Annotated in this window: 12 protein-coding genes and 1 pseudogene; 10 read left to right on the top strand and 3 right to left on the bottom strand. The window is 59.9% G+C overall.

The features are described 5' to 3' along the window. The first annotated feature begins 482 nt into the window (after positions 1-482). From AWB75_RS35050 to AWB75_RS35020, 7 genes are all read left to right on the top strand, one after another. Entirely contained in the window at positions 483-1,301 is an 819-nt protein-coding gene (locus AWB75_RS35050; protein WP_159462845.1) for a phytanoyl-CoA dioxygenase family protein, read from the top strand. Between the two features lie 357 nt (positions 1,302-1,658). Then, positions 1,659-2,960 carry an MFS transporter gene (locus AWB75_RS35045; RefSeq protein ID WP_061128533.1) on the top strand — a complete coding sequence of 434 codons (1,302 nt, stop codon included), beginning with the start codon at positions 1,659-1,661 and terminating at the stop codon, positions 2,958-2,960. A gap of 56 nt (positions 2,961-3,016) precedes the next feature. Then, positions 3,017-4,495 carry an aldehyde dehydrogenase gene (locus AWB75_RS35040; protein ID WP_061128536.1) on the top strand — a complete coding sequence of 493 codons (1,479 nt, stop codon included), beginning with the start codon at positions 3,017-3,019 and terminating at the stop codon, positions 4,493-4,495. A 30-nt stretch (positions 4,496-4,525) separates the two neighbouring features. After that, positions 4,526-5,428, top strand: coding sequence for a LysR family transcriptional regulator (locus AWB75_RS35035; protein WP_061128532.1), 903 nt, complete (start codon positions 4,526-4,528; stop codon positions 5,426-5,428). A 61-nt stretch (positions 5,429-5,489) separates the two neighbouring features. Further along, a complete protein-coding gene (locus tag AWB75_RS35030) occupies positions 5,490-6,695 on the top strand; it encodes a CaiB/BaiF CoA transferase family protein (protein ID WP_061128531.1) in 1,206 nt (401 codons plus the stop codon). A gap of 26 nt (positions 6,696-6,721) precedes the next feature. Beyond that, positions 6,722-7,696 (top strand): hydroxymethylglutaryl-CoA lyase, encoded by a 975-nt coding sequence (locus tag AWB75_RS35025; RefSeq protein WP_061128530.1) that lies wholly within the window; start codon positions 6,722-6,724, stop codon positions 7,694-7,696. A 49-nt stretch (positions 7,697-7,745) separates the two neighbouring features. Beyond that, positions 7,746-7,988 carry a hypothetical protein gene (locus AWB75_RS35020; RefSeq protein WP_061128529.1) on the top strand — a complete coding sequence of 81 codons (243 nt, stop codon included), beginning with the start codon at positions 7,746-7,748 and terminating at the stop codon, positions 7,986-7,988. 436 nt (positions 7,989-8,424) lie between these two features. Here AWB75_RS35020 and AWB75_RS35010 read toward each other — a convergent pair whose 3' ends face one another. Further along, positions 8,425-9,078 (bottom strand): glutathione S-transferase family protein, encoded by a 654-nt coding sequence (locus tag AWB75_RS35010; RefSeq protein ID WP_061128528.1) that lies wholly within the window; start codon positions 9,076-9,078, stop codon positions 8,425-8,427. Positions 9,079-9,251: 173 nt separating this feature from the next. Between AWB75_RS35010 and AWB75_RS35005 the strand changes: the two genes are divergently transcribed. Further along, complete coding sequence (locus tag AWB75_RS35005) at positions 9,252-10,625, top strand: polyhydroxyalkanoate depolymerase (RefSeq protein ID WP_061128527.1); 1,374 nt, start codon at positions 9,252-9,254, stop codon at positions 10,623-10,625. 108 nt (positions 10,626-10,733) lie between these two features. Here AWB75_RS35005 and AWB75_RS39385 read toward each other — a convergent pair. Beyond that, positions 10,734-10,841 (bottom strand): annotated as a pseudogene (locus tag AWB75_RS39385) (hypothetical protein); the annotation flags it as partial. Between the two features lie 289 nt (positions 10,842-11,130). Between AWB75_RS39385 and AWB75_RS34995 the strand changes: the two are divergent. Further along, positions 11,131-12,192, top strand: coding sequence for an IS630 family transposase (locus tag AWB75_RS34995; RefSeq protein WP_456061791.1), 1,062 nt, complete (start codon positions 11,131-11,133; stop codon positions 12,190-12,192). Positions 12,193-12,505: 313 nt separating this feature from the next. Here the strand turns inward: AWB75_RS34995 and AWB75_RS34990 are convergent, their stop codons facing one another. Next, positions 12,506-13,102, bottom strand: coding sequence for a hypothetical protein (locus AWB75_RS34990; protein ID WP_061128535.1), 597 nt, complete (start codon positions 13,100-13,102; stop codon positions 12,506-12,508). A 684-nt stretch (positions 13,103-13,786) separates the two neighbouring features. On the opposite strand from AWB75_RS34990, the gene AWB75_RS34985 reads away from it, so the two are divergent. Further along, a partial coding sequence (locus AWB75_RS34985; protein ID WP_143746647.1) for a helix-turn-helix domain-containing protein occupies positions 13,787-14,142 on the top strand: 356 nt, incomplete at its 3' end.

Raw genomic sequence — 14,142 nt, 5'->3', positions numbered from 1 at the left:
AACCAGGTGAAGAACAAGCCTGAACAGGTCGAGCAGCCGCGACCGGATTATGTGCGCTCGACCAATTTTGTTCCTCTCGAGGTGGGTTCAGACGAGATTCTCAGCAGCGTTCAGGCCGGCTGAACTTCCGCGGGCGTCGCTCGCCAGCGCGCGTGTGCCTGGGGAGTAGCGGCGAGCCAGAACGTGATTGCCGATAGCGGCTGTCGAGCGCAGAACTGGGTGGACTGCGGCAATCCGGGGAGTGGGGCAGTTGCTCGGTGTGTTCAACTTCATAACACTCTTCGACGAAGCTCAACGAATGGATTGAACCAGTTTGGACTGCCATCTCCGCAGGAGATGGCTCCGTCGCTATCTACGTCTTTACATCATTAGACAGCCAAATGCATCATCAAGCCATGTTCCTTGAATACGTGATTCTTGGGCTAACGGGCATCGCCCAGTAGGTTACTTGGTAAACAATGCCCTTAAGAACGGAGACAAAAGTGCAACTTACAAAACAACAGATTGCAGAGTATCACCGCGACGGCTTTCTGATCATCCCGGACGTGTTCGACGCTGAAGAGGTCAACGCTCTTAGGTCTGAGATCGAACGCCTGAAGCAAGTGGAGTTCAAGACAATCTTCCGCGAGCGCGAAGGCGCGGTACGTTCGATCTTCCAGGCACATGACGACACTGTGCCGGTCTACTCGCCCGCGATTCGGGCGCTGAGCCGCTCGCCGAAAACCCTGGCGCCGGCCATGCAACTCCTGGGCGACGACAAGGTGTACGTTATGCACACCAAGATCAACGTCAAGCCAGCGCTTGAGGGCACCGGTTGGCTGTGGCACCAGGATCATGGCTATTGGGTGCACGACGGGTATCCAGACGACGACCTGCTTACCGCCATGGTGATGTTGGGCGACACGAAGGAAATCCAGGGCGCGCTCTACATCATTCCCGGCAGCCACAAATTTGGCCTTCAGGATCACTACTTCGACGACAGCAAGGCCGCGTACCAACTGCCACAGCGCGCCGTGCAGATCGATCGCCTGAAGGAAGTGATGGAGAAATCCCCCGAGCCGATCCCCATCGTCGGCAAGGCCGGCACGCTGGTGCTGTTCCACTGCCTAACGATCCACGGTTCGGGTGTGAACATGTCTCGCGACAGCCGCTGGCAGGCTTACATCACCTACAACCGCTGCGCCAATCCCCCGCGCGAGGTCGAGAAGCCCCGTGGCGAGTTCACGCGTTCGATGAACTGGGCGCCCGTCCCGGTCGAAGACGACCGCGCAATCGTCGAGGGTGCGCACGCGCCATCATAGTGCCTGCGATGCGGGCGGCACGTGTTGCCCGCATACCGCTCCAGTTTCCGTCGTTGGCGCTGCAACGCGTCGGGCGAGGCTGCGCGCTACCTTGACGGCCGACTTGCCAAAACCCGCAGAACGAGTCTGTCAACAAAGTGTCGAGGGCACGTTGTGCAATTCCCCGCGATCAGCGCGACGGGAAATGCCTGCCTATTCCGATCTGGAGGCAGGCGCCTGACGAGATTGGCACCGTAGGCCAGAGATGTAGTTGAACTTAGCGGCATCGCCGTCCCTTGAACGATCGGACTTCAGGCGACTCAGGGGCGTGGATGTATCGAGTTTACGCAGGCGAGAACAACACTAGGAGACAACGTCATGTACAACCACGCGATCGAATACGAACCGACACGGGAAGAGCAGTCGCATGCTTACGCCAAGGTCACGGCGCGAATTATCCCATTCTTGTTCCTCTGCTATGTCGCGGCCTACCTCGACCGCGTGAACGTCGGTTTCGCGAAGCTCCAGATGATGAGTGACCTCGGCCTGAGCGACGCCGCGTATGGACTGGGCGCCGGCGTGTTCTTTATCGGGTATTTGCTGTGCGAAGTCCCTAGCAACCTCATCATGATGAAGGTGGGTGCGCGCCGCTGGATCGCTCGGATAATGATCACATGGGCCTTGGTCTCCGCGGCGATGATGCTCGTCAAGTCGCCGACTAGTTTCTATATCACCCGCTTTCTTCTGGGCGTTGCGGAGGCCGGCTTCTTTCCCGCGGTCGCGCTGTACCTGACGTACTGGTTCCCGCCGTCGCGCTGTGCTAAGGCCACCGCGTTGTTCATGACCGCGATCCCGATGTCCGGCGTGTTCGGCGGTCCGCTGTCCGGGTACATCCTGCACTCGATGGGCAACCTCGGCGGCCTCGCTGCCTGGCAGTGGCTGTTCCTGATCGAAGCGCTACCTTCGCTCATCCTTGGCGTCGCTGCGTTCTTTTTCCTGGACGACCGGGTAGAGGATGCGAAGTGGCTGACCGCGCAAGAGCGCGCCATATTGGCCGCCAATCTCAAGAGCGAACAACACCACCGGCATCTTAACTCGCTGCGCGAAGGCTTTGCGAACAAGAAGATCTGGCTGCTGAGCATCATGTTCTTGTTCTTTACGATGGGCCTGTACGGAATCAGTTTCTGGCTTCCGACCATCATCAAGCAGAGCGGCGTCGCCGATCCGCTCAATGTCGGGCTGCTGACGGCCGTGCCATACGGCGCGGCCGCCATCGCGATGGTCATGGTCAGCAGGAGCTCCGACGCGCGACGCGAGCGCCGCTGGCACGTTGCAATCCCTGGCCTGATCGGATCATTGGGCCTGCTGGTGAGCGCACTTAATTCCCACGACACGACGATCTCGCTCGTCGCGCTGACGTTCGGCACTGCCGGAGTGCTGACTACTATCTCGCAGTTCTGGGTGCTCCCGCCGAGCTTCATGGGCGGCGCTGCGGTTGCTGCGGGCTTCGCGGTCGCAAACACGATCGGGAGTGTCTCTGGTCTCGTTGCGCCGTATCTGATTGGCCTCGTGCAGGGGTTCTCCCATAGCACCACCGGCGGAGTCTTTGCACTTGCGGCGTGTGGCGTCCTTGGCAGCGTCATGGTGTTCATGATCGATTCAAAGTCGGTGAACCACTGACTCGTCTGCGCAGTCTGGTTCGTTATCTACGTCATTTTGAGGACAGCATGGAAAACCTGAAGAAGTATCAGATGTACATCGGCGGGGAGTGGGTCGATGCCGCCTCGGGTGATTATTTCGAAACCGATAACCCCTACACGGGCAGGCCGTGGGGTCTGATTCCGCGAGGCGGCCAGCAGGACGTCGATAGTGCGGTGAACGCCGCTCACCGCACTCTGAACTCTGTCGAGTGGCGCGGCATGACAGCCTCCAAGCGCGGGCAACTCCTGCGTGCGCTAGGCGATATGCTGGGCGAACACGCGCCGCACCTGGCCGAGATCGAGGTGCGCGATAACGGCAAGCTCTATGCCGAGATGAGCCAACAGACGGAATACCTGCGGCAGTGGTACTACTACTTTGGCGGCCTTGCAGACAAGATCGAAGGCGCGGTCATCCCGATCGACAAGGCTGACAATTTCACGTTCACTCAATACGAGCCGCTCGGGGTCATCGCCGCTATCATTCCTTGGAACTCACCTCTGTTCCTGGCCGCGTGGAAAATCGCGCCGGCGCTGGCCGCAGGAAATACGCTCGTCATCAAGCCATCCGAGTTCACCTCGGCATCGATGCTGGAATTCGCCAAGATCTTTGAGAAGGTCGGCTTTCCGGCCGGCGTCCTGAACGTCGTCACCGGGTTCGGCGTCGAGGTGGGCGCCCCGCTGGCGGCGCATCCGCTGGTTGCCAAGGTCGCGTTCACTGGTTCGGAGACGACCGGCAAGCGGATCTATGCCACTGCTGCAGAAGGCCTTAAGAAGGTGTCTCTCGAGCTGGGCGGAAAGTCTGCCAACATAGTTTTCAAGGATGCGCACCTGGACAACGCAGTCAAGGGCGTCATCTCGGGCATCTTCGCTGCCTGCGGCCAGACCTGCGTCGCAGGGTCGCGGCTGCTCGTGCAACGTAGCATTCACGACAATTTCGTCGACAAACTGGTCGGTCTTGCGCGCACCGCGCGGCTCGGCGATCCCATGTTGTCGACAACGCAGTTGGGCCCGGTCACGAATCGCCCTCAGCTGTCGAAGATCCTCGATTACATCGGCATCGCGAAGCAGGAGGGCGCCGAGGCGGTGATCGGCGGCAAGCAGCCGAAGGAAGCCGCGTTACAAGCGGGCTGGTTCGTCGAACCCACGATTTTTACAGGGGTCGCCAATTCGATGCGGATCGCTCAGGAGGAGGTCTTCGGGCCGGTGTTGTCGGTCATCCCGTTTGACGACGATGAAGAGGCGGTTGCCTTAGCCAACGACTCAAACTACGGCCTCGCCGCAGGCCTTTGGACCAGCGACTACCGCCGCGCCTTGCGGCTTCCTTCGCAGTTGCAGGTGGGCACCGTATGGGTCAACACTTACCGGGCGATGAGCTACATGGCGCCGTTCGGCGGCTACAAGCAGAGCGGCATCGGCAAGGAAAGCGGGCAGGACATGATCAGGGACTATCTCCAGAAAAAGACTGTCTGGATGTCGACGCAAGAAGAAGTCCCCAACCCGTTCATTATTCGGTGACCGCAACTATCAACTTCCACGCCTGCACAAATGAAGCTCGACCCTTACTCCTTGCGGCTATTCGTTCGAGTTGTCGAAGAGGGCACGATCATGGGTGCCGCCGAACGTGAGCACATCGCGCCATCTGCAGTGAGCAAGCGGGTCAGCGAGCTTGAGACCATCCTCAACACACACTTGATCGAGCGAAGCAACAAGGGGATCTTGCCCACCGAGGCGGGTATCGCGCTGCTCGGGCTCGCGCGCAACGTGTTGCACGGCCTGGATGATATTTATTTCCAGATGCGTGACTACTCCAGCGGCACGCGGGGCTACGTGCGGATGTACGCGAACATCTCTGCGATCACGCAGTTCCTGCCGGCAGAGTTGAACTTGTTCCTAGCCAAGTTTCCGCTGGTGGAGGTGCATCTTGAGGAGAAGATCAGCTCGATGATCACTAAATCTGTGGCGGAATCGGTTATCGACATCGGGATATTCACATCCGGCACGCACGTCGGAGAGATTGAGACATTTCCGTATCGCGCTGACGACCTCGTGTTGATTACCCCGGTGAATCATCCGCTTGCTGCCAAAGACGCGGTCTCGTTCAGCGATACCCTGGAATTCCAGTATGTCGGTCTGCATGCCGGCGGTTCCATGAACGTCACCCTGACTAACGCCGCGAGCCGCGCGAGCCGGCCCATGAAGATCCGCGTGCAGGTGACAAGTTTCGACGCGCTATGCCTGATGGTCGAAGCAGGCCTGGGCATCGGCATCTTACCGAGGATCAGCGCAGAGCTTTTCGTCAGGGCGTTGAACGTCAGGATGGTGACGCTCGAAGAGCCTTGGGCGAATCGCGAACTCGTAATCGGGGTACGCAGCTACGTAGCGCTCCCGGCTGCGGCGCGGTGCCTGGTCGATCACCTGCGCAGGCCATCCTTAGACGAAGCGTTTTGAATCGCGCGTCGATCCGTCAGGATCGACGCCCTATTGAACAACAACGCGATCCGAACCAATCATGGACACAAACAAAGCACTGCCGCTGGCTGGAATTCGCATATTGGAGATGGGCTCGCTGATCGCAGGTCCGTTCGCCGCTAAGATCCTGGGCGAATTCGGCGCCGAGGTCATCAAGATCGAGCCACCCGTTACCGGCGACCCGTTACGCAAATGGCGCAAGATGCACCAAGGGACGTCGCTCTGGTGGCAGGTTCAATCGCGTAACAAAAAGTCCGTCGCGGTCGACCTAAAGTCGGAGAAGGGGCGTGAGCTCGTTCGAAAGCTTGCCTGTTCGTGCGACATCGTGATCGAAAATTTTCGTCCCGGCACGCTAGAGGGTTGGGATCTCGGCTGGGAGACACTGTCGGCACTCAACCCGCGCCTGATCATGCTGCGAATCTCCGGTTACGGCCAGACAGGACCATATCGCGACCTTCCAGGCTTCGGCGTGATCGGTGAGGCCATGGGAGGGCTGCGCTATGTCACAGGCTATCCGGATCGTCCTCCGGTGCGCGTCGGAGTCAGTCTTGGTGACTCGCTGTCGTCCCTGCACGGCGTCATGGGCGCGATGTTCGCGCTCTACCACCGGGACGTCCATGGCGGCAAGGGCCAGTACATTGACGTGGCACTTTACGAGTCGGTGTTCAACGTTATGGAGAGCCTGATCCCAGAGCAAGATTTCATGGGTCATACCCGCGAGCGCACGGGAAGTTCTTTGCCTGGCATTGCGCCAACGAATGCCTACCGCTGCAACGACGGCAACCACGTGCTGGTGGCGGGCAACGGTGACGGCATCTTCCGTCGCCTGATGAAGTCGATCGAGCGGGATGACCTGGCCAACGACCCCCGGTTTGAGCACAACGATGGTCGGGTCGCCGGCGTCCAGGAAATTGACAGTGCCATCGAGGCGTGGACGTCCGTTCGCTCCCAAGAGGAGGTATTAGCCGTGCTGTCGAAGGCAGGTGTTCCGGCAGGGAAAATTTATTCAGCGGCGGACATCATGAGCGATCCTCACTATGAGGCGCGCGAGATGATCCATGACATAGAAACGAAGGACGGAACGCGTATGAAGGTGCCCGGCGTCGTCCCGAAACTGAGTGGGACACCCGGTCGGATTCGCGAGGCCGCGCCCGCGCTCGGTGAGCACACTTTCGCAGTGTTACGCGACCTCGGCTTGACCGCTGGGGAGCTTGATGACCTGCGCGAGCAGCACGTGATTGCCTGAGGCGCACCCGTCACCGGAGAAATCAAATGCAGCACGGAAATAATAAGCGGGTCTACATTCAGGACGTCGCAGTGCGCGACGGATTCCAGATCGAGCCCAAATTCATTCCTACCAGCGAAAAGATCGGTCTGATCAATACGTTGAGCCGAACGGGGCTCGCGAAGATCGAGGTCACTTCGTTCACATCGCCCAAGGCAATTCCTGCGCTTGCGGACGCCGAGACTGTCATGCAGGGCATCGAGCGTGTCCCTGGCGTGATCTACACCGTACTTGTGCCCAACGTGCGCGGCGCCGAGCGCGCACTGGTCTGCCGTGCCGACGAACTCAACATCGTCATGTCGATGAGCGAGACGCACAACTTGACCAACCTGCGGATGAAGCGAGAGCAGTCCTTTTCACAGCTCGCTGAGGTCATCCAGTTTGCACGCCCGACCGGCGTGGCCTTGAACGTGTCGCTGTCGTGCGCCTTCGGCTGCCCCATGGAAGGTGTGGTCGAGCAGGACGAGGTGTTTGGCTGGGCGCATCGCTTCGTCGATCTCGGCGTGGACGGCATCACGCTCTGCGACACCACTGGGATGGCGCATCCTACCCAGGTGCAGCTTATGTGCACTGCTTTCAAGCAACGCTGGCCCAGCACTGAACTCACCCTGCATTTTCACAACACGCGTGGCATGGGACTCGCCAACGCGATAGCCGCGCTGGAGGCCGGTGTCGATCGCTTCGACGCCTCGTTGGGAGGGTTGGGCGGCTGTCCGTACGCGCCCGGCGCGACGGGAAATATCTGCACCGAAGATCTGACACACATGCTGGCTCTCAGCGGATACGAGACCAATGTGGATCTGGACCTACTGATCGCCTGTGGTCGTCGCCTTCCGGCCATGCTCGGTCACGATGTGCCGGGCCAAGTCGGCAAGGCCGGCAAGATTTCGGATCTGCATTCCGTACCGCAGTGGCTGCCCGAAATCAAGGCTCGGGCAGACGCCAAGTTGGCGCTCGCCTGAGGCGGCAGTCCTGTGTCTGAACCCTCAAAACCCGAGAGGGAAATTGTCTATGGAAATGCACTATCACGGCGCGATCATTCGTCCGATAGTAAATGAGCTGGATGGTGTTTTTTCTTCGAGCGTTTTGATCCGCGACCCGCAAGGGCAACAACAGCTTTATGAGGGTATTGGCCGATTTGCTTCCGAAAGAGCGGCATCCTTTTTTGCCGTGAACTGGGCAATCGCCCGGTTAGACGGGGAAGATGAGCTGAAACCTCCATTCAGGATGCTCGACGGTCGCGGCTCGCGGTGACGCCCGCAGAAAGCCGGGGCGTCATATTCAAAGTCTGTTAGCAGTCCTCGCATGCCCGGGCCTCGCGACCGGCGGCAGCGGGTCGGTAGCGCCGTTGGCGAGAGGCAAACTGGAACTCCCTTCTATCGAAGGAGATTGTCATCGGTTATTCAGGCGTCTTTCGCCCTTTCGCCCTTTCGCCCTTTCGCCCTTTCGCCCTTTCGCCCTTTCGCGTCGCTTCGCGACAAACGCGCCCGTCGCCGTGACGGATTTCGACGTGGGCCTCGCGGTTTACATAGAAAAGGAGATGTTGGTACCGCCTGAGCGGCCACGTGCGAAGTCCGGGCAGAACGCCGTCAACGAGAGTAGTTCGCGCGGATGATAGCCAAGACTATTCGGCGCTACCAACGCACATCGGGCGAGCTTCTGTATAAATTCACAGACGCGCGTGGCCCTTTCAGAACTCGATATCCAACTCGTCGATTTCTTCGGCTTCCTGTCGCGCATCGGCGATCCAGCGGCGCATCTCCGGCATCGCGAGAATGCGCTCGCCGTACCCGACGATATCGGCGTCGAGTTTCACGTCGTAGGTGACGAAGCGGGTGACGACCGGCGCGAACATCGCGTCCGCGCACGTTCGTTCGCCGAACAGATACGGTCCGCCATACTGCGCGAGGCATTGATGCCAGATCGTCACGATCCTTCCGATGTCGGTCTGCGCGCGCGCCCATACCTTGAAGCCGGGAAAGTGCGCCTTCAGGTTCATCGGCAGGGCGGAGCGCAATGCGGCAAAGCCCGAATGCATTTCGCCGCAGATCGCGCGGCAGTGCGCCCGCTCGGCGCGCTCCTTCGGCAAGAGACCGGCATCGGGGCACACTTCGTTCAGATATTCCGCGATGGCGAGCGTGTCCCAGACCTTAATGCCATCGTGAAAGAGACACGGCACGAGAATCGACGGCGACAGCAGGAGCAGTTCGGCGCGCGCGCCCGGATCGTCTGCGGGCATCACGACTTCCTCGAATGGCAGTCCGCTGAACTTCGTCAGCAGCCAGCCGCGCAGCGACCACGACGAATAGTTCTTGCTGCTGATGGTGAGCGTGGCGTTCCCCATGAGTGTTCCTCGCGCGTTGTGCACCAAGACGGATCGAGCGCGGTGCGCCCAAGCACCGAAGCGCGGCAAAACGCGCTCATGGATGGCATCGGTGCAAAGCCTATGCCAACTGCACGACCGCGCGATGGTCGTAGGTACATCGAATGGCATGGCTATTGCCTTCCTTTGCGGCCATGAATCCATACACCTACGCGGGCTACCAGCTCTGGTCCGACTCCATGCTGCCCATGCGCCACGCCGCCTCGCTCGTCGAAGGCGCGCTGCGCGGATGGAAGGAGATGGGCGAGACGCCGCAAGGCCGCGATCTTGGCGCGTTCTGCGAACAGATCGCGCTAGCCGGGCTCACGCACGCGCGCCCGCCGTTCGATATCGCGCCGGTGGAAGTCGAAGGCAAAACGACACGCGTCGTAGAGGAAGTCACGGCTTCGACGCCATTCTGCGATCTGCTCCATTTCCGCAAGGACGATGCGTCCGTCGCGCAGCCGCGCGTGCTCGTCATCGCGCCGATGTCCGGCCATTTCGCGACGCTCCTGCGCGGCACCGTGCAGACGATGCTCGCCGATCACGACGTCTATATCACCGACTGGCGCAATCCACGCGATGTCTCGCTGATGCATGGCCGCTTCGGCTTCGACGAATACGTGCAGCACATCATCGATTTCATCGGGACGATCGGGCCGCGCGCGCATCTGCTCGCCGTATGCCAGCCGACGGTCGCGGCGCTCTCGGCGGTTGCGCTGATGGCCGAAGACCGGCATCCCGCCGAGCCGGCGAGCATGACCCTGATGGCCGGTCCCATCGATACGCGCGTGAATCCGACACGCGTGAACGAGCTTGCGAAAAGCAAGCCGATCGACTGGTTCGAGCGCAATCTGATCAGCATGGTGCCGTTCGGCTTTGCGGGCGCGATGCGGCGCGTCTATCCCGGCTTCGTGCAACTGGGCGCGTTCATGTCGATGAATCTTGCGCGGCACATCGAATCGTTCCAGGAGATGCATCATCAGCGCGCGAAGGGCGAGCCTGCGAAGGCCGACGCGATCCGCGTTTTCTACGAGGAATACCTCGCGACGATGGATCTCACCGAGGAGTTCTATCTGGAGACCGTCGATACCGTGTTTCAGCGGCACGCGCTGCCGTTGAAACAACTCGAAGTGCGAGGCCGCCTGGTCGATCCGTCGGCGATCCGGCGCACGGCGCTATTTACCGTCGAGGGCGAGCGCGACGATATCTGCGCCGTCGGGCAGACGCTCGCGGCGCAGGATCTGTGCGACAAGCTGCGGCCGTATCTGAAGGCGCATCACGTTCAGACGGGCGTCGGGCATTACGGCGTATTCAACGGCAAGCGCTGGGAACGGCATATTTATCCGCGTATTCGCGCGTTGATTCACGACAACGAGCCAAGTCCGGCCGGCGTGAACGCGCGCACGCAGCCGATGGTGCCCTTGCACGCCATCGCGCCGCTCGCACGCGAATCGTCGGTCGCCGACGATCAGGCGCAGACGGCGATCGAGGGCGATGACAAACAGGCGATCGCCGATCCCGAATGATGCTAGCTGGCCAGCGGCAGAACGATGCGCGATTCCGCACCGCCGCCTTCGCGCGCGCAATTCGAGTGTGCCACCGTGCAGCCACGCAATGCGTCCGACGATCGCGAGGCCGAGGTCCGTGCCTTTCGGCTGACCTTCGCCGCCGCCGCGCTTGAACGGCTGCTTGAGCGCTTCCGGATCCTGACTGCCGAGCCGCTTGCCGCGATCCGCGATCACGACGCATGCCGTATCCGCCTCGCGATCCGTGCACGTCCGCACTTCCAGTCCGGCGACGCCGTAGAGACCGCGTTCTGCATCAGGTTCATTAGCATGCGCATCATGCGGATCGGGCGACACGGGAAAGGGGATCTTCTTGAGAACGGCATCTGTCTGCAGACGAAACGTAGATCAACTTGCCCACACGAATCCGGCGAATAGGGCGTCGCTCCGGGGACCGCCCCGGCGGGCAGCACAACCTGGCAACTAGTGCAGTGCGTCATTGAATTGGCACCCCGTCTATTGTTAGATACGGGTCATGGGCAAGATGAACCTGACCGAGACCGAACGCGAGCAACTGTTGTCGGCGGCGCGCAGCCGAACGGTGCGTGCAGCGGACGTACGACGCGCAAAGTTGATCCTGATGCTCGAGGACGGCGAATCGCGCGACAGCATCATGCGCGCACTGCGTTGCGACTCGCGGTTCATCGCACGCTGGTCGGGGCGCTTTCTTAGCGAGCGACTGTCCGGGATGTACGCCCGGCACCCCGGGCGCACTCCCAAGCAGCCGCCAGCCAAACTTGAGGCGCGGGTGCTCGACCACACTCTCAAGCACAAACCCGCCGACGGCTCGACACACTGGAGCAGCTATAAGCTCGCGGCAGCGCTCGGTGACGTGTCGGTCTCGACCGTGCAGCGCATCTGGCGCAAGCACGGCATCAAGCCGCAACAGTTGGAGCGGCACATGGTGTCCAACGCCCCGGACTTCGAGGCCAAGGCGGCCGACGTGATCGGCCTGTATCTGAACCCGCCGGCGCACGCAGCGGTGTTCTGTGTGGACGAGAAGACCGCGATTCAGGCACTCGACCGCAAGGACCGGATGCTGCCGCTGTCGGCAGGGCACGCCGAGAGTCACGGTTTCGAGTACAAGCGCAATGGCACGCTCAGCCTGTTCGCGGCGTTCAATACTGCGACCGGCGAGGTGCTGGGCAAAACGGTGGTGCGCCACACCAGCGAACAGTTCGTGGCGCTCCTGACCGACGTCGTATCCAGCCAGCCCAAACGCAGAGAAATCCATGTCATCTGTGACAACGTAAGCAGCCATAAGACGGAGCGGGTGGCCAACTTCCTCAATGCGCATCGCAACGTACGTCTGCACTTCACGCCGACCTACTCGTCGTGGCTTAATCAGGTGGAAAACTGGTTCTCGCGCATCCAGCGTGATGTGATCGCCCGCGGCATCTTCACTTCAGTAAAAGACTTGGATCGCAAACTCATGCACTACATTCGCGAGCACAACAAAAATCCGAAGCCGATCAAGTGGAAGTATGACGATCCTTCGCGTCGGATCCGCCCGGTGCCAAATCAGTGACGCAGTCGACTAGTCAACCGAGGCGAAGAGGCAAATGTGCTTCCTATCGCTCAATTGCGACGCAAGCCATCGCCTACAAACGAGAGCGGTCTGCAGTCTCTCGGGTTCCATTACATCGAGCCAGAAGACTTTGCGCTGACGTCGTGAGCAGGCCTTGTCACGCTCGAAGGCTCGCTCTCTGTGGAGCAACGGACTTGCGTCGACGATTGAAATGTCGCGATCGACGCCCGAGAACCTATGGTTCGAACGATTATGTCTTCGGCGGCGATGCGCTCTGCCATCCTTGCCCGCCGCCTTCGCCGAATGCACTTGACTACCGGAAGCCGAAAACCGAGACCTTTTTCCCCTCAAAGCTTTCTTGCACACCTTGTTGGCAATTGGGTGGACACTTTACGGCACCGTCTGCGCTAGAGCCAGCCACAGTGACTGCGCGGTAGACCACGGATTCGACGAGCGTGCCGTCCGACGCGACAACGATGTTCAGATCGGTCTCGACACCGGCTGGCACAGATCCCCCGGCGGTATAGATGATCTTCATGGTGCCGGTGCAGTCGCGGTGCACCGTATATGCGCCCATTTGGTACGGGTTGAACGTAGTCTGCCCACCCTTCGGCAGGCCGCCGATGACGCCGAAGTCTGTGCGCGTGAAATGGCCCACGCCGTCGAAGGTCACCAAAGCGACGTCATCGAGGATCGACGGCGTCGCATACGGATGCACGGTACCATCATCACCTATCAACCCAAGAATCACTCCGTGGCCAATAAAAGCAAACGCTCCCCTTAGCGTTTCGTTGGAACAATGACCACCGTCGTGATCACCGTCATGGCCGCCGTCGGCATGCGCCGCACCACTGAGCGAGAGAAGCGCAACGGCCGCTGCCGAAGCGATGCTTAAATTCTTTATCTTCACAATAATCTCCTTGCCAGCCAATCGGACGCTTTGAGATCACAGCACAGAGCTTATGGCCGGATTAGGTTCGGCGCCCCATCAAAAGTAAGTCAAAAGAATGCCGTAGTTAGACTCTGTTTACCGCTGTTCGCGGAGGGGCGACGAGAGAGAGAAAAGCCATCAGCAGCCGTTGTTATAGAGTTTTGCGGCGAGAGCCGAGGCGCGGGCCAAACAAGCAAGGCGAAACGATTCACGGAGCGATCATATTCGCTCGGCGCCGGCGGACACGTGCATAAGTAATGGACGAAAGTCCGCACTATTGTGACTTTGTGAGTCAAGCCATGCATTAAGAAACATAGCATGAACAGTGTAATCCACGATGGTCAAAGGTTCTAGATAGATTTCTCTATGCTACAGAAACCTTACGAATCACATGCTGCTTATATGTATGGAGTACTGATGACGCGGCGGGATTGATATTCAACTATAGAGGGCAGGTCTGACGGACCGTTGCATAATGCAATGAGATGCGCAAGCAATATGTTGCAGGAGCTGCGACCCTTGCAATTGAGCATGAGCAGTATATTTTTAAGCTTGTAGCCGAGCAGATTCGGCGCTCCAATTGTGATCGGACGTGCGTGCCGTAGTTAAAGTAGGGCGGCCTCAAAAGCGAGGTGCAACACCTATCTCGTATAAGGTGTTGCAATGCCCGACAAAACTACTTCATACCAGCACCTTCAACCTGAAGAACGCCTCGCCATCGCAAGCCTACGACTGCAGGATGTGAGCATTCGGGCCATGGCCCGAATGCTCGGGCGCTCGCCGTCCACCGTGAGCCGTGAACTGACACGGAACAGTTCTCCTGCTGGCTACGCATCAGTGCCTGCTCAAGCGCTGTGCGCCTCCCGCCGTAGCGCTGGTCGCCGCCCCGCCAAGCTTTGCCCGCAAAGCGTTTGCTGGCGAGTCGTGCTCACCCTGCTCGAGTGGAAGTGGTCGCCCCAGCAGATATCGGGCACACTTAGACGGATGTATCCGACCGACCCGACCCAGCACGTATCGCA

This window comes from Caballeronia catudaia (assembly GCF_001544755.2).
In the GTDB taxonomy this organism is placed as follows: domain Bacteria; phylum Pseudomonadota; class Gammaproteobacteria; order Burkholderiales; family Burkholderiaceae; genus Caballeronia; species Caballeronia catudaia.
This window is presented reverse-complemented; position numbering and strand designations above follow the sequence as displayed.

Coding starts and splice junctions, on each gene's coding strand:
- AWB75_RS35045 (WP_061128533.1), top strand. CDS start 1,659: ATGTACAACCACGCGATCGAATACGAACCGACACGGGAAGAGCAGTCG.
- AWB75_RS35035 (WP_061128532.1), top strand. CDS start 4,526: ATGAAGCTCGACCCTTACTCCTTGCGGCTATTCGTTCGAGTTGTCGAA.
- AWB75_RS35030 (WP_061128531.1), top strand. CDS start 5,490: ATGGACACAAACAAAGCACTGCCGCTGGCTGGAATTCGCATATTGGAG.
- AWB75_RS35025 (WP_061128530.1), top strand. CDS start 6,722: ATGCAGCACGGAAATAATAAGCGGGTCTACATTCAGGACGTCGCAGTG.
- AWB75_RS35020 (WP_061128529.1), top strand. CDS start 7,746: ATGGAAATGCACTATCACGGCGCGATCATTCGTCCGATAGTAAATGAG.
- AWB75_RS35010 (WP_061128528.1), bottom strand. CDS start 9,078: ATGGGGAACGCCACGCTCACCATCAGCAGCAAGAACTATTCGTCGTGG.
- AWB75_RS35005 (WP_061128527.1), top strand. CDS start 9,252: ATGAATCCATACACCTACGCGGGCTACCAGCTCTGGTCCGACTCCATG.